The sequence below is a fragment of the Paenibacillus sp. BK720 genome, from assembly GCF_011761545.1.
Taxonomy (GTDB): Bacteria; Bacillota; Bacilli; order Paenibacillales; family Paenibacillaceae; genus Pristimantibacillus.
On record NZ_JAASRQ010000013.1, the window covers coordinates 20,105 to 36,594 of the forward strand.

Annotated in this window: 13 protein-coding genes; 3 read left to right on the forward strand and 10 right to left on the reverse strand. The window is 51.6% G+C overall.

Annotated elements, in window-relative coordinates:
• Nucleotides 1-257 precede the first annotated feature (257 nt).
• The 6 genes from FHT67_RS28955 to FHT67_RS28980 form a co-directional block, all read right to left on the reverse strand.
• Nucleotides 258-608, reverse strand: a complete 351-nt coding sequence (locus tag FHT67_RS28955) for a type II toxin-antitoxin system PemK/MazF family toxin (protein WP_015842701.1) — start codon at nucleotides 606-608, stop codon at nucleotides 258-260.
• A gap of 3 nt (nucleotides 609-611) precedes the next feature.
• A complete protein-coding gene (locus FHT67_RS28960) occupies nucleotides 612-893 on the reverse strand; it encodes a CopG family ribbon-helix-helix protein (RefSeq protein WP_041613299.1) in 282 nt (93 codons plus the stop codon).
• A 216-nt stretch (nucleotides 894-1,109) separates the two neighbouring features.
• Nucleotides 1,110-2,294 carry an alanine racemase gene (gene alr, locus FHT67_RS28965; RefSeq protein WP_167202077.1) on the reverse strand — a complete coding sequence of 395 codons (1,185 nt, stop codon included), beginning with the start codon at nucleotides 2,292-2,294 and terminating at the stop codon, nucleotides 1,110-1,112.
• A gap of 167 nt (nucleotides 2,295-2,461) precedes the next feature.
• Nucleotides 2,462-3,697, reverse strand: a complete 1,236-nt coding sequence (locus FHT67_RS28970; RefSeq protein WP_167202078.1) for a LolA family protein — start codon at nucleotides 3,695-3,697, stop codon at nucleotides 2,462-2,464.
• Between the two features lie 167 nt (nucleotides 3,698-3,864).
• Entirely contained in the window at nucleotides 3,865-6,318 is a 2,454-nt protein-coding gene (locus FHT67_RS30590) for an asparaginase domain-containing protein (protein ID WP_167202079.1), read from the reverse strand.
• Between the two features lie 34 nt (nucleotides 6,319-6,352).
• A complete protein-coding gene (locus FHT67_RS28980; protein ID WP_167202080.1) occupies nucleotides 6,353-7,726 on the reverse strand; it encodes an asparaginase in 1,374 nt (457 codons plus the stop codon).
• 379 nt (nucleotides 7,727-8,105) lie between these two features.
• On the opposite strand from FHT67_RS28980, the gene FHT67_RS28985 reads away from it, so the two are divergent.
• A complete protein-coding gene (locus FHT67_RS28985) occupies nucleotides 8,106-8,852 on the forward strand; it encodes a YqaA family protein (RefSeq protein ID WP_167202081.1) in 747 nt (248 codons plus the stop codon).
• Between the two features lie 98 nt (nucleotides 8,853-8,950).
• On the opposite strand, the gene pyk is transcribed toward FHT67_RS28985, so the two are convergent.
• On the reverse strand, nucleotides 8,951-10,372 hold the full coding sequence (gene pyk, locus FHT67_RS28990) for a pyruvate kinase (RefSeq protein ID WP_167202082.1): 1,422 nt from the start codon (nucleotides 10,370-10,372) through the stop codon (nucleotides 8,951-8,953).
• 149 nt (nucleotides 10,373-10,521) lie between these two features.
• Here pyk and FHT67_RS28995 point away from each other — a divergent pair, with 149 nt between their 5' ends.
• Both FHT67_RS28995 and FHT67_RS29000 read left to right on the forward strand, forming a co-directional pair.
• Nucleotides 10,522-11,301: an AraC family transcriptional regulator gene (locus FHT67_RS28995; RefSeq protein ID WP_167202083.1), complete on the forward strand. Its 780-nt coding sequence runs from the start codon at nucleotides 10,522-10,524 to the stop codon at nucleotides 11,299-11,301.
• A 121-nt stretch (nucleotides 11,302-11,422) separates the two neighbouring features.
• Nucleotides 11,423-12,061, forward strand: coding sequence for a hypothetical protein (locus FHT67_RS29000; protein WP_167202084.1), 639 nt, complete (start codon nucleotides 11,423-11,425; stop codon nucleotides 12,059-12,061).
• 58 nt (nucleotides 12,062-12,119) lie between these two features.
• On the opposite strand, the gene FHT67_RS29005 is transcribed toward FHT67_RS29000, so the two are convergent.
• The 3 genes from FHT67_RS29005 to FHT67_RS29015 form a co-directional block, all read right to left on the reverse strand.
• Nucleotides 12,120-14,543 (reverse strand): EAL domain-containing protein, encoded by a 2,424-nt coding sequence (locus FHT67_RS29005; protein ID WP_167202085.1) that lies wholly within the window; start codon nucleotides 14,541-14,543, stop codon nucleotides 12,120-12,122.
• Between the two features lie 303 nt (nucleotides 14,544-14,846).
• Complete coding sequence (locus FHT67_RS29010) at nucleotides 14,847-15,326, reverse strand: hypothetical protein (protein ID WP_132313219.1); 480 nt, start codon at nucleotides 15,324-15,326, stop codon at nucleotides 14,847-14,849.
• Nucleotides 15,327-15,436: 110 nt separating this feature from the next.
• Nucleotides 15,437-16,441 (reverse strand): CobW family GTP-binding protein, encoded by a 1,005-nt coding sequence (locus FHT67_RS29015; protein ID WP_132313217.1) that lies wholly within the window; start codon nucleotides 16,439-16,441, stop codon nucleotides 15,437-15,439.
• Between the last annotated feature and the right edge of the window lie 49 nt (nucleotides 16,442-16,490).

Genomic DNA, 16,490 nt, shown 5'->3' on the forward strand with positions numbered 1-16,490 from the left:
CGTAGTATATAAAAAACTTATACTTTCTTATATTTGACAAAAAAAAAGAACGCAGCAGTAGCCTAAATAAGGCTGATCTGCTAGCGTTCTTCGCTAAGCCGTGCACGTATATGTAATTTAACAACCAATTGACCATATAATAGCAAATTTATTAAATAGTTGTCTATAGGTTTTTTGAAATATCCATTTTTCCGATAAAATGCGACGACATCAAAAAAACAAGGACAGCACATGGCCGTCCTTGTTCCATCCCTGCGTTAAAAATCGATTAATCCAACGCTGATCAGCAGAGCATCGTCCACTTTACGCATCGTTTCATCGTCCAGGTGGGTGATCTTGTCGGTTAAACGCTGCTTGTCGATCGTCCTAATCTGCTCAAGCAGCACGACGGAGTCTCTGTCGAAGCCGTGAGCCGCCGCTTCCATTTCAACGTGCGTAGGCAATTTGGCTTTCTGGATTTGCGCCGTAATGGCCGCGACGATAACCGTCGGACTGAAGCGGTTGCCGATATCGTTCTGAATGACTAATACGGGTCTTACTCCGCCCTGTTCCGATCCGACGACTGGTGACAAATCCGCAAAAAACACATCTCCGCGTTTTACGATCAACCTCTACACCCCGCTTACGAGACGGCCTAACGTATGATCGGCTTCTTCCTCCGCTTGAAAAGCTTCGGAGGCCATGTTCAAGTTGATCTTCGCCATTTCCAGATACCCACGCTGCATGGACTCACGGATCTGCCGTTTTTTTCGTTCCACAAGATACAGCTTCATGGCCTGCCGAATAAACTCGCTGCGGTTGGAATTTTCCTTGGCGACGATGCCGTCGACCTCCTCCAGCAATTGATCCGGCAAGCTGATCATGATCCTCTTGGTGTTCTGCATATTGGCCACCGAACTAGCACCCCCAAAACTTTTCCAAAACCATTAATATTCATTATTGCATTAAATCGCTGTCACTATACTTTATCATAGCTATGTTATGCGTATATCAAATATGCTGCATGAATTTACTGCATCTCCGTGCATATCCAAATTGTCTTAACTAATTCGCGATCGACAACGGAAATCCTCTATTTTTCGCGAAAAGTTGCGATTAGTAAATAATTCCTAACCTAAAACGAGCGGATTCGATACCGCTGCCACCTGTCCGTCTCTTACGTAGACGCGGGGCACGCGGGCCGCAAGCATGCAGGTTACCTCATAGTTGATCGTTCCAAGCTGCAAAGCAAGCTCCTCCGCGGATATCTCTTCCCCGCCTTGCCGTCCGATCAGCACAACTTCCTCGCCCGGCTCAACAGCTGCATCCGCTACCGCGGGATCCAAAGCAATCATGCACTGGTCCATGCAGATCGTCCCCCGCACAGGCACCTTTACTCCCCGTACAAGCACATGGGCCTTGCCGCTCAGCATCCGGCTGAAACCGTCGGCATATCCGATAGGCAGCGTGCCAATGCATTCTTCCTGGCTGGTCACATACCGGGTGCCGTAACTGATTCCCCAGCCCGGAGGGGTCTTCTTCACCATGACGACTTCCGTCTTGAGCGAAAGCACCGGTTCAAGCTTGATCCGCTCGCGGCTTACTTCATCCGAAGGATAAAGACCGTACATGCTGATGCCAAGGCGAACCATGTCGCCGCCGTATTCCGGCGTATCAATACCCGCTGCGCTGTTCGCGGCATGAAGGATACGGATCGGCAGCCGATGGCTGCGCACATACTCCGCAACAGCGTGAAAGCGCTCATACTGCTGGCGGGTATAGCTCTTGTCCGTCTCGTCCGCTTTGGCGTAGTGAGTGAACAGGCCCTCTACCTCCAGCTGCGGAACATCCAGCGCTTTGCGGATAAAAGCAATCGCCTCATCCTTGCCGATTATCCCAAGCCGCCCCATTCCGGAATCGATCTTAATGTGGACTTTCAGCTTCTTTCCATCGGCGTGAAGAGGAAGAGCCGCCGCCGCCGTCAATATATCCTCGCGGAACAACGCGACGGTTATATCCTTGTCGCGCGCGATAGCCAGCGCAGCTGCCGGGACAAATCCAAGCACAAGAATCGGCGTCGCGATCCCGGCTTCCCGAAGCTGCAGCGCCTCATCCAGAAAGGCTACGCCCAAATAATCAACGCCGAACCGCTCTGCCTCGCGGGCGATTTCCACTGCGCCATGCCCGTACGCGTTCGCTTTGACCGAAGCCATCAGCAATCGCCCTTCAGGCATAGCGCTGCGGAACGCTTGCAGGTTGCGGTTCAGCGCATCAAGCGAAATTTCTACCCTTGTCGGGCGATAATACGATTCCAAGTCGGTTCACCTTCTCCTCATTCGGCAGCCCCGAGCAATCCCGAGCAACTGTAAACATCAATAGGATTAATGTTATACGTTGTCGCTTGGGCTGTCAATGAAATGGCGGCCTTAATCGGATAGCACGTCTTGGAAAAAAAATTCGTCCGCTCTAACCTAGCAGTATCTTATTTGGTCGTATCCGCTTGAACGGATTGGGCAATTCGGATCATTTCCGTCTCAGGAAGCGTGCTGCTTGTCAGACGAAGCTCAGTGCCGTCCACGATCCAAGTAAGCGTCTTCTGATCGTCTCCGCCGGTCAGCTCGCCAATCGTGAATCCGAGATCAAGGAAGGTGCCTCCCGAATAAGTTGCTGCCATATCTTTAGGCTGGGTCTGAATCAGCGAGAAGTCGTAAGTTCCCGTATAGCGGGATACAACGCCAGGCAAGCCGCCGAATACGATATCCATGCTATCCTTCATAACGACGCCTTCCGGGAGGTCCGTCGGAACCATAACCTGGAGATCGGCTGCCGCATCCGCCTGCGGGTTGGCTGCCGTATCGTCCGCATCCTCTTCGTCTTCCGCCGCCGCGTTCTTGTCGTCGTCTTTTGTTGCTTTATCGTCCGTTTTGCCGTCAGCCTTGCTGTCGTCTTTCGATTCGGTGGATTTATCCGGCGTTACGGCATCCTTGCTGTTGCCGTCCCCGGAAGTTTCGTTTGCGCTGCCGTTCACATCCGTTTGATCCGGATCGGCGAGTGTCGGCTGATCGCTGGTGCCTCCGCTCGAAGGCGAAGACTGCATGTTTGCTTCCGTCTCGAACGTCGTTTTGTCAAAGCTTGGACCAAATTCGAAGCTCGTAAAGTCGACTTGCACCATCACGGAAGCATTTGCGTCGCTGACTTGAACCTGAACCGGCTTGTAATCCGATTTGTTCAGCCAAATTTTTTGTCTGGCAAGCGTGCCGTTATTATAGTTGGCCATGACATCAAAGACGTAGGATTTATCGTCAACCGCGAACTGGCGCGAGTTGTCCGTCAAAATGCTTTGAATCAGCGTTTGATAGAGATATACCTGCCCTTGATTTTGCGGCCAGTCGCTTTGGAAGCGGAACACTTTGTTCAGACGCGGCGTAAGGACAAACACGCCGTCATCGTTGCGCAGAACAATTTGCGTAATATCCTTCTCTGCATTCGTCAATTTAATACGGTAATAATGGGGCTTCTGGTAAGAAACTTCAACGTTGTAAGTCAGCTCCTGCTGCCCCGTATGAAGCTTCATCGTGCCTGTCCCTTGGTAGCTCTCCATGTTGCTTACAACCTTGTCGAGCTCCTTGACCACGGACTCGGCGTCCTTCTTCCCGCATGCGCTAAGAACGAGTGAAAACACTAACAAGATTGCCGCTGCCCATGTCATGCGACGCATTACAATCATCCCCTCTTCACAATGTTTTTCCCACTGGTAACATGTCTATGAAGGGACTTGGCCAATTATGCGGACTAGTTTGACAAGCCGGAGCTTGTATGAAAAATAATCAAAAAGCTGCTCCGCTAGGGCCATGTCGAGCCATGCGGAGCAGCTTTTATCTCATCTTATTTGGCATCGAGCAGCTTCATGATAACCGTAATGGCTTCCGCTCTCGTTGCCGTTCCCGCGGGAACAAAACGGTTGTTCAGACGGCCCTGGATAATGCCTTTGTCCGCCACCGCGTTCACCGCGCCCCTCGCCCATGCCGGGATATCGGCATTGTCGGAGAAGCTCGTTGCGGCATTTTCCCCCGTTGTCAGCTTCAGAGCCTTCGCGATCATCGCGACCATCTCGGTGCGGCTGATCTTGTTGCCCGGCTTAAACGTTCCGTCCGGATAACCGCTTGTAATTCCTGCGGCGACCGCTTGCGCTACGGCTGCTTTCGCCCATGCGCCGATTGAACCGTTATCCTTGAAGGTCAAGTCCGCTCCTGGCTCTTCCGACTTAAGCGCGCGCATCAGCATCGCAATAAACTCTTCGCGGGTTACGGTAAGCTCCGGCTTAAAGGTGCCGTCGCTGTAGCCGTTGACGATACCGGCTGCTACCGCGGCGCGGATTGAAGCTGCTGCCCAGTGTCCCGCGATATCGGAGAAGTCCGGTGCCGCCGGATCCGCGTCTACCGCAAATACGGCAAACTTCGTGAAATGGTCGGTTGGCACGGAGATCGTGCTTCCGTTAACCGTTCCGCCCATTTCCACCCATTGCTTTTTCGTCTCATCATAATAGAAGACCGAAGGCTTTTTGCCTTCCTTCACTAACGAAGCATCAAATTTGAAGGTCAACGTTACCGGAACCAGGAAGTTGCCCGCTTGGTTTTTGAGCACTTCGAATATGGAGGACAGCAGCACATCATCCGCATCGATAAGGCCGCCGGCCTGCGTCAGCTTTTGAATGGAAACGATAAGCTGCTCCTTGGACGCTCCGCTTGGCACCTTCACCGTAAGACTGTTGTCAAAGACGCTCAGCTCGCCGGAGCCGCCAGGCGGAACGATAAGCTCGTTGCTGCCCGGAGGAGTACCTGTTCCGCCGCCTGAGCCGGAGCCTGAGCCGGATGAGCCCGTCTTGAACGAACCGGTGAGGCCAACGCTCTCATTTCCTTTATCGTCAAAGGCTTTGACCGTAAAGGTATAAGACGTATTGGAAGAAAGACCTTTTGCTATATACGTTCTAGCCGAGGAAGCTACCTTGGCGATTGGCGTCTCTTCCGAACCTTGATAGATGGCGTAACCAGCCACGCGGGTAGAATCGGCAGCCTGAGGCCAGCTTAAAGCAATGCTGTCCGTCGTCTGCGTATCCGAGACAAGCGCCGCATTAGCCGGCCACACCGGAGGAGCCGGATCATCCATTACGATATCCTGCGCGCCTACGGTCTCGAACCAATCTTTTATCGTATTAAAATCATTTGAAAAGGCCAGTGAAAGCAGAAGCATCATGCGAGCATGCTGCGGATTCAGGTTATCCCCGGCAATAATTCCGTTGCCGCTGCCGCTCATCGTGCCGGAGCCTGTCCGGGTTGTCGTAACAAAGATTACGCCCTTCTGAATCGCCGCGCTGCGCGCCTGGCTCATCTTCGAGGAAATGCCGCCCGCTCCGGTTCCGGCGGTGACAATCCCTTTGGCACCGTCTTCCACCAGCGCGCGAATCGCGCCGCCGCCCGCTTCCTGATAGCTGTAGGCAATCTCGACTAGCGGCAGATCATCCTTCGATATCGTCCGCAGATCAAACGGAGTCGACCATTCCGGCGTTCCCGCTTTCAGAGCCCGGGCATTCAGTCGGTACATCCGAACGGCTGGATCATCGACATACCCAAGCGCTCCAAACATCGGAGTATCAAAGGTATCGAGGCGATGGGCATTCGACTTGGTTACTTCGCGCGCCGCCTGGATGACATCGTTGAGCATAATAACCGTTCCGTACCATTTGGTCTTATTGCTGGCCGCTACCTTAATCGCTTGATAAAGGTTAGCCGGACCGTCCGTTCCGATAACATCCCATGGCCGCATAGCCCCTGTCACTACAACCGGCTTCTCGCTGCGCACCGTCAAATCAAGGAAATACGCGATTTCCTCCATCGTGTCCGTGCCTGTTGTTACGACTACTCCGTCGTAAACCGAAAGAGCCTGATCGACGGCCAGAGACAAATCGTACAGATCCTTCATCGAATAGCCGCCCGAACCTTTATTGCCGAACTGGAAAGTCGATACGTCGGCATTTTTATGGCTTGGAAGCTGCGCGACCATATCCGCCATTTTGTACGTGCCGGCCGCATAGTTCTGGAAATTTGTTTTATCCCCGCGCGATGCCGCTCCCGCGATAGTACCTCCGGTTGCCACAACCATAATATTGGGAAGCGGCGATGCCGCAGACTCCGCCGATAAGGCGGGGATATCAAAAGTGGGAAGCTGTGGAGCTGCTTCTTCCGCCGCTCGCGCATACCCCATAAATCCGGAGAGCAGCGCTAGGATCAGGAGAGGAGAGAGAAATCTCCGCAGCATTCGATTATTGCCGATGACAGTCATATCCGGTTACCCTCCCTTCGTGTACGGTTCCTGTTTAATGCGCGCCAACAGGCTCTTCTACCGCAGGCGCGGTTTCTACCGGCTCCGTCACAACGGGCTCGGCGGATGGCTCTGCCGAAGGTTCAACCGAAGGCTCTTCCGATGCAGGCACCTCTACCACCGGCTCTTCCGCTTCTTCTTCAACCGATGTTTTCAATACCGTATTTTCGTCAACCGAAATTTCAACATCTCCCGTACCAAACGATTGGAACCAGGAATGAATAGTCGGCAGGTCGCTTGTGAACGCCAAGGACAGCAGAAGCAGCATGCGGGCATGCGCCGCATTCAGGTTATCCCCGCCGATCGTTGCGCCCGTTCCGCTGTCGTACATCGTACCGGAGCCTGTCCGAGTAGTCGTAACAAATACTACGCCTTGTTGAATAGCTGCCGAACGCGCCTGACTCATCTTGGAGGAGATGCCGCCGGCGCCGGTTCCCGCTGTTACAATCCCTTTCGCGCCGTCTTCCACGAATCCGCGGATCGCGCCGCCGCCTGCTTCTTGGTAGCTGTACGCAATTTCCACAATGGGAAGGCTGTCTTTGGAGATCGTTTTCAGATCAAACGGGGTTGCCCATTGTTCCGTGCCGGCTTTAATCGCTCTGGCAGGCGCGCGATAAATCCGAACAGCCGGATCGTCCACATAGCCAAGGGCGCCAAACATCGGGGCATCAAACGTATCCAGACGATGCGCGTTCGTCTTGGTCACTTCGCGAGCCGCGTAAATTACGTCGTTAAGCATCAACACGGTGCCAAACCATTTTGTTTTATTGCTGCTTGCTACCTTGATCGCTTGGTACAGGTTTGCCGGAGCATCCGTTCCGATAACGTCCCAAGGTCTCATAGCACCCGTAACGACTACGGGCTTTTCGCTGCGGACCGTCAGGTCTAGGAAATAAGCAATTTCCTCCATCGTGTCGGTCCCCGTCGTAACGACTACGCTGTCATAGTCCGCAAGAGCGGTATCAACCGCCAGGGAGAGATCATATAAATCTTTTATCGTATAACTGCCTGAGCCTTTATTGCCGAACTGGAAAGTCGATACGTCCGCGGTCTTATGCACCGGCAGCTGAGCTACCATGTCCGCCATCGTATATGTACCCGCGGCATAGTTCTGGAAGTTTGTTTTGTCGCCGTTTCTTGCCGCTCCCGCAATCGTGCCTCCGGTAGCAATGACAAGAACATTCGGCTTTTCCGAAGCTTCGAATTCAGCAGAGACCGGCGGAATGTTGAACGTTGGGAGCTGCACGGGTTCGGCAGCATTCGCCAAGTTTCTCGAAACAACGATCCCAACCGTCCCTGCCGCCATGGAAAGCAGCAAAAGCAGTACAATAAACCTTTTACCCAACACACCTCTTACAACGTTTGTCATGATTTGTCTTCCTCCCTATTCTATCTATTTATGTCGAACATCTATAAGTCTATTTTATGTTACATATATTAACAAACCTCATTTAGCACCATTTAAGCGTTATCATCAGCATATATCTAGGTTTTTCTTTATTTTTCCTGAACACTTGAGAATTTCTAGTAGATAATATTGTTAAATAAACTAACATGTATTTAACACCATCTGAACATAAAAGGTATCAAGCGTAACGGAGATACAAAATCGAGGCAGGAGAAGGCGTCGAAAATAAAGGAATTTACTTATCATTCTTGCGTGACCAGAAAAAAAGTGAAACCTAAGTCCTAAACTATCGTATAATTAACTACGGCTTTCCATGCGTAGAGAGGTGTGTGCCATTTTCATGCTCCAAGAAATTGTAGACTTCCTAATGAAATTTGGCCCCTGGGGTTTGTTCGTTCATTCCATGATTGATGCAATCATCTTTCCAATACCGGCCTTATTCCTCCAGGTTCCATTAAGCCTCGTAAATCCGCATGACGCGTTTATGCTGGCTACCGTAGGATATATCGGTTGTTTGATAGGCACCCCTATCGGCTATATGATCGGCAAATTATTGGGTAATTCCATTCTGTACAAAATCCTCAAAAAGGAATGGATCGAATCCGCTACGAACATGTTCCAGAAGAATGGAGACACCGCAGTACTGATCGGTTCTTTTACCCCCATTCCATTCAAAGTGTTTACGATTTTGTCGGGCGCGCTGAACTTTCCTTTGTGGCGCCTTATTATGTACGCGGCAGTGGGCAGAGCGGCAAAGTTTTATTTGGTCGGCGGACTGATTTACTTCTATGGCCAAGCGGCCGAAAAGATGGTACATAACGCATCGTATTATTTGTTCGCTATCGCCGTCCCGCTAATCGTCTTGTTTCTGTTCTTCCGAAAAAGACACCGCAAGAAGAAAGCCGCTCAAGCAGCGGCGGAAGCGGCTGCGGCAAGCGCAGAAGAAGATACGGTTCAGGAGCATTCGGCGGTTGCATCCGCAGCCGCAGAGGAATCGGCTGAGCAAACAGATGAAGCTCCAAGCGAGACCCGCGAGACTGCCGGCGAACCCCCAATCCCTGCAGCAACTCCCGTAAGCAACGCCTAAGCGGATATACAACAAGCCCCTTCCCGGCCGGGAAGGGGCTTGTTGTGTCTTAAACGGTATTTACTGCAAATCTACATGTAACGCTTTATATCGATCTATTATAGGCCGTATTGAGCAATCTTCACAAGATTGGTAGCGCCTGCTTTGCCTGTTGGCGTACCCGCCGTAATAACAACGTAGTCGCCCTTCTCCAGAAGGCCCGTGCTGCCGCCGTTTGTTAAGGCCGATTCAAAAATATCGTCCGTCGAATTAGGCCGGCCGCCCTTAACAGGGATAACTCCCCACATAACAGCCAGGCGAGGCAGAACCTTCTCATCCGAAGCAACCGCAATGATTGGCGATTTCGGACGGTATTTCGATACCATGCGTGCCGTGAAGCCACTCTCCGTTGGGGTCACGATCGCTTTCGCGTTCAGCTCGAGAGACGAGCTTACGACCGCTTGACTGATAACTTCCGTAATCGTGGTTGGTTGAGCGCCTCTGCGCTGCTGGAACTCATCGAAGTAATCCATCATGGATTCGGCCTTCACCGCGATCGAAGCCATCATGCTGACCGATTCTACCGGATATTTGCCGGCAGCCGTCTCGCCCGACAGCATAATCGCGTCCGTGCCTTGGAGGACGGCGTTCGCCACGTCGCTTACTTCCGCGCGGGATGGACGAGGGTTAACCTGCATCGAATCCAGCATTTGCGTCGCAACAATAACCACTTTGCCCGCCGTGTTACATTTCGCGATCATTTCGCGCTGGATCATCGGCACGTCCCAAGCCGGCACCTCTACGCCAAGGTCGCCGCGGGCAACCATAATGCCGTCCGAAGCTTCGATGATCGAATCCAGGTTATTAACGCCCTCTTCATTCTCGATCTTCGAGATAATTTGAATATGCCCTGCGCCGCCGTCATGAAGCAGCTCGCGGATTTGCAAAATATCCTCCGCTCTTCTCACAAAGGAAGGAGCGATGATATCAATCTGCTGCTCGATGCCGAATTGGATGTGGCGGATGTCGCGTTCCGTTACGCCGGGAAGCGTTGTGCGGATGCCCGGCAGGTTGACGCCTTTTCTTGCTTTAATGACGCCGCCGTTCAGAATCAAGCACTCGATTTCCGTTCCGTCCACCGACACAACTTCCAGTTCGATAAGACCGTCGTCGAGTAAAATTTTATTGCCTGGATTCACGACTAGCGGCAGCTCCGCATAGTTCACGTGAATACGTTCGCCGTTACCGATAATCTCTTCCGTAGTCAGCGTCAGCTTCTCCCCAACCTTCAGCAGGTAAGAAGCCTCCTCCAGCTTGCCGATCCGCACTTCCGGACCTTTAATATCAAGCAAAATCGCAACTATGCTATTCGTAGCCGCAGCAGCTTCGCGAATACGCGCAATACGCGCCGCATGATCCTCCAGCTCTCCGTGTGCCATATTCAAACGGGCAACGTTCATCCCCGCTTTAATCATGTCAATCAATACTTCCGTCGATTCGCATGCAGGTCCCATGGTGCAAACAATTTTCGTCTTGCGCATAATGTCGCTGATTCCTCCTGGTTGTACAAGTCTGTATTTGTGGTAAACAAGAATAACCTTATTGTAGCTCGTTTCTTCCCAATCGACCATGAAATATAGTACTCTTATAGAAATATAGTACACAACGGAATTGGAGGACATCGTTCTAGATGCTTACCCTGCAGCAAATCAGACAAGACAGAGGCACCGACTGGTTCGACAATGGCAATCGCCCGGAGGGCGTATCCACGCTTGTATTGGCGAGTTACGGCAAGGTGGTATACTGGGTCGGGAACGAGAAAATTATTTTAGAAAAAGGCGATCTATTATATATCCCGGCTTGCCAATCTTACTATGGCAAATGTGTGCCTACCGTGTTTCATGAGAAGTATGTCATTGAATTTACCGCGGATACTCCGCCGCTCCCTCTCCTGCAGAACAATCATTGGGTGAAAGCGAGAACCGGCGCGTATGAGTTGATTCTGGAGCGGATCAAGACCATGCATAACGAATGGACGGAGAAGCATTTGTATGCCGATGTGCTTGGCCTTGCGATCTTGTACGAATGCCTGGCCCTCTGGAACAGGGAGCTTGACGAGGGACCGGCTACGTCCGCCGCCCATCAGCAGGTCGAACGGATGAAAAGCTATATCATGAACTACTATCAGCAGAAAATTACGAAAGAGGAGCTTGGCGAGCATATTCACAAAAGTCCGAATTACGCGGCTACGCTTTTCCGGCGGGTTACCGGACAGACCATAAGCGAATACGTCCATAAAGCGAGGGTGAAAAAAGCAATCTATCTCCTCGTGGATTCCAATCTTACGGTAGGGGAAATTTCGGAATCCGTCGGCTACCGCGACCTGTCTTACTTCCAGCGCATCTTCAAACGCGAGACCGGCAAAACGCCAACCGCGTACATGAAGGACCGCCCCAAGCCCTTGTCCTAAACAAAAGCCGTACAATAGCGGAAAACAAACGGCAGATGCAACATCCCGGTTGGATTTCCGTTTAATAGGATAAGAAAACAGGTAAGATAAAATAAAATACGCTGAAAATGGAGTGAGGCTTATGTGGCGTCTATTGAGTATTTTGGCCGTCATGCTGGTACTTGGCGGATGCTTGGGTCTAGGAGGTAATGATAATTTGCTGTCGGCCGAACCTACACCTACGCCTGCATCTACGCCTGCGCCAACTCCAACTTCGACGCCGACGGCAACGGCGGAAGAAGCGGCCAAAGCTGTGATCAACGCCATAAAGCAGCACGACCTTGAGAAGCTGTCCGGCTATATTCATCCCGAGAAGGGACTATTGTTCTCTCCATACGGTCATATCGAAAAGGACGCCGCCTTGACCTTCAAGGCCGGCGAGCTGCCCGCTTGGGACGATCCGAAGCTATATACATGGGGAAGCTACGACGGCTCGGGCGAACCGATCAGCCTAGCGTTCCGCGATTATTTCAATAAATTCGTCTATGATCAAAACTTCGCGGAGGCCGATAAGGTCAAGCGTAACGAAATACTCGGCAAAGGCAATATGCTTGTCAATATTGAGGAGATCTATCCGGGCAGCACCTACTTTGATTATTATTTCAGCGGATTCGATCCGGAGCTTAGCGGCATGGATTGGGAAAGCCTGATCCTGGTCCTCGAGGAGCATAACGGCGCCTGGTACCTAATTGCCATCGTCCATTCCCAATGGACGATCTAACCATATCAAAGGCGCTCCTCCGTCTTCGTGACGGGGGAGCGCCTTTTCCTTTAAGCGTTTATTCTTCCGGGCATTTGTCCGACCGGAACAATTCAACGAAGCGTTCCGGCGTAACCGGCGGACTGAACAGATAGCCCTGCATCAGATCGCAATTATGCTCTTTTATAATCTGCAGCTCCTCCGCCGTCTCCACGCCTTCCGTGACCACCTTCATATTGAGATTATGCGCAATTACAATGATCGATTTGAAAATCATCTGCTTTCGGATATCCGTCACGATTCCCCGGATAAACGATTTATCCAGCTTCAAATAATGAATCGGAATGTTCTGCAGGTAGCTCAAGGAGGAATAGCCCGTACCGAAATCATCAAGCGACAGCTTTAAACCAAGCGCTTGCAGCTCATGCAGAATTCGCAGCGTATGCTCCGGATTTTCCATAAAGATCGACTCGGTGAGCTCCAGCTCGATTTGCTCCGGACGGACACCAGCCTCCTCAATAATCGACTTGATGCCGGCTACAATGTCCTGCTGCTGGAATTGGAGCATGGACATATTTACGCTGACGAGTATCGAATCAAGCCCCATCCGCTCCCACTGCTTCGCCTGCCGGCAGGCCGTCCTTAACACCCATTCCCCGAGCAGAATAATAAAGCCCGTCTTCTCGGCTATCGGAATAAATTCGAGCGGCGACACCATGCCAAACTCCGGATGCTTCCAGCGCAGCAGCGCTTCAACCCCGTGAATACGGCCCGTTCCAATCTCCAGCTTCGGCTGATAATGAAGCATGAACTGGTTGGACTCCAGCGCTTCGAACATACTGTTCTCCAATATAAGCTCTTTGGTCGGAACATTGTTCATCATCGGGGAATACAGCTTGTACGTATTGCGCTGCTTCTTCGCCACGTACAGGGCGATATCCGATTCCTTCACCAGACGGTCGCCGGTACCTGGCGTCCATTCCTGTTGAACGCTCATCCCGATGCTTGCGGTCAGGTAGAAGAGTCTTCCCTTCATCTTGATGGGCTCCGCAATAACGCTCAAAATCCGCGCCGCAACCGCCATTGCTTGTCCGAGGTAGCTGATTTCATCCAAAAGCACGACAAATTCGTCGCCGCCAAACCGGAATACCCGGCCGGCCTGACCCGTTACTTCAAAGATCCGATTGCCGACCTGCTTCAGCAGCATATCCCCCATCGTATAATCCAGCGTCTCGTTAATAATTTTAAACCGGTCCAAATCGATATACAGCAAGGCAAATTGACCGTTGCTGCCCGTTATCGTCTCCGCATAGCGCGAATAACCGTAACGGTTGGGGAACCCGGTAACCAGATCATGGGTCGCCTGATGCTGGATCAGATGCTCGGCTTCCTTGCGGAAATCAACCATCCGGTTAAAGTGATTGGCCATCGTCTCGAACTCGTCGTTCGACCGGATATCGAGCTTCAGCTTTTCGTTGCCGATCGCAACGGCCGAGGTAACCTGAATCACCTTTTTTATATTTCCCAGAACAATTTTCTTAAGCATCAACCATGCCAGCAGAGACATCAGGATAACCGTTGCGGCAGCGATCAGAATCGAACTCCATAACGACGAGTAATACTGCGTCAGCATGTTGCTCTTTGGGATCACCATTTCGAAATGCCACGTAAAATCCTGAATCCGAATCGGAATCAGTATCCGGAGCATTTGCCCGTCTGCATGCCTGTCAGGCGTGTATTGAATGGTGGAGAAGCTCTTCTTATAGTCGTTAATGGAGTCTCCGCCCTCCCACATCTCATACGGCTTCATGACAAGGTCCGGATAGGCGCCGTTAGCCAGATAGTAGTTATTGGACGTAATGATGCTGGCATGGCCGCCGAGCGGCCGGATGCTGCGAATCTTGTCCTGTACCGTCTGGAGCGAAATATCGCCGCCGACAATTCCGAGAAACCGTCCGTTCTCGAGAATCGGCAGAATAAAGGAAGTAACGACAATATCCTTGCCGTTCAGATTGTAGGGGTAAGGATCAAACAAGGTGAATTTCCTCGATTGCTTGACGACCTGGTAAAAATCCCCGTCCCCGTTCAGCATGTTGTAATCAACGGTCGGTATGGCTTCAAGTCCGTTATTGGTTCGCACGACATAAGGCACAAAGCGCCCTGTCTCGTCATCGTAGCTGCTCGCCATGCGGTTCTTCGCATCCTGCCGATCAAAGGCATCCGGCTCCCACACCGTATAGCAGCCAATCAAATCCGGATTGTTGCGAACGACGGTTTCGAGCATATGCACGGCATAAGAACGGCTCTGCACGCCATCCGAGCGCATTTGAAGCAAAGCATCCCTTACCGTAGTAAGAGATGCTAGGCTTGTATTAATAGATGCGGTGAATTGGTCGATATATTGGATAGATTGCTTTTGCGCGAGCAGTTCGCCCTTCTCCAGACTGTTATGATAGAGCTTGGTGAGATAGAAAGAAACCAACAAAGAATAAGACGTCAGCATTAGAACTCCCAATGCAGTAATTAGTTTCTGTGCGATGCTGAGCCTTATTTTCCTCAAAATTCTATCCTCCTTCTCTTTCCAAAGACCTAGTCATGCGTAATTTCCAATATATGATATGGTTCTAGTATACTTGACAAAATAAGATAAATTCAACGGAAGATCGGGAATTAATATGACAGAATAATCAATTCTTCGACATATTAATGTCGAATTTTGTAACTTATCAAAATTTCTGAAAACAAATAGAGGCTGCTCGCTAGCGGAGCAGCCTCTATCCTATTGATTCTATAGTCCTGGCTTCGTTCAGCCCTGTTTGACATCCCGCTGAGGCTCTTGCTGCGCATCGCTCTTGTGGTGCATCCGGTGAAGCTTATGAAGCTCCTGGCGAAGCTGCTCGGCCGTCTTGCCTTCCGTTGCAATGCCGTTTTCCTTGGCCTTCTGACGCAGATGCTCCAGCATTTTCGCTTTATGCTCCGTCTTGAAGGCTTCCCATTTCGCTTTATCCTTCTGCTTTGCTGCTTCCAGCTCCGTTCGGAGCTGCTCGGCCGTCTTACCCTCCGTCTTGATGCCGAAGTAATCGGCCATATAACGGAGCTTCTCCATCCGGTGCTCTTCTTTGTTCTTGCCGAACATACCGTCATGATGATGATGACCATGCTCAGGGCCATCCTCGATCCTGTTATCCTGAGCTGCAGGAGCCTTCTCCTCCGGCTGCGCCGCATAGACTGGAGCCGATAGCAGCAGCATAGTCGCTGCGAATGCGCCGATGATTTTTCTTTTCATGCCTTGCCACACCTTCCTATCCAATTCGTGATGCCGGAGCTTTGATGCCCCTCATGAATTATTTTTCCCAAGCATACGAATAGATAGACATGACCTTGTCGCATAGACGATTATTCTGTCGAATTGCTGGGCTCGCCCTCACGCTCGAGCTTACGAAGCTCCTCTAGCAAAGCATCCTTCGAGAAATGCTCGCCGATAAAGACGGCTACGTCATTCACTTCGCCCTGCGGCGTGATCCGGATAAAGTCCGTCTCCCGGTAAGCGTATTGGAACAAGAAGCGGCTGGCCGTATCCGAGAACGACACGATTCCTTTCGCCCGGTACACCTGATCCGGGAGCTGCTTCAAGAACGCCTCAAACGCTTCGCTGTCAACCGCCCCGTTCATGTAATGCGTCATAACCATAACATGCTCATGCGTGTGATGATGGTGATGACCTTCATGATGACCATGTTCGCTTGCCGCCTCTTCTCGATTCGCGCCGGATAGCCGCGGGGCCTCCCCCGCTTGCCGCTCGATGAAAGTCCAATCCTCCACCCGGCAGCGGACCGTTGTTAACACCGGAGCAACGGCATTCATCTCGCGGACCAGCTGCTGGGCCTCCACCAGTTCGTCCGGGGCCAGCTTGTCCGCTTTGTTCAGAAGCAGCCTTGTGGCGCACCGGATCTGGTCGCGCATCAGCTTAAACGTTTTGCCTTTCCCGCTTCGGCTCCGCTGCAGCAGTTCAGGACCATCCACGACGGTAATAACGCTCTGCAGCTCGATCCGGCAATACAAGGCTGCTTCCGTTACCCCGTCCATAATCTCCATCGGATTCGCCGCACCGGTCGATTCGATCACGATGACATCCGGCTGATGCGTATCGATGAGGGCTTTGATCTCCAGGCTGAGATCGCTTCGGATCGTGCAGCAGATGCAGCCGCTCAGCATTTCCGACATCGGTACCTTATCCCCGACCATCTGGCCGTCCAGATTAATATCGCCCAGCTCATTCATGATAACGGCCGCTTTCAGCCCTTGAGCCTGCCAGTGGTCCAGCAAACCGGTTAGAAGCGTCGTCTTGCCGCTGCCAAGAAACCCCGACAGCAAATAAATCGGTATAATGTTCGTGTTCATCGCTGTAGTTCCCTTCCGTCTGTCATTCCCTTCATTATAGCGCTACCGC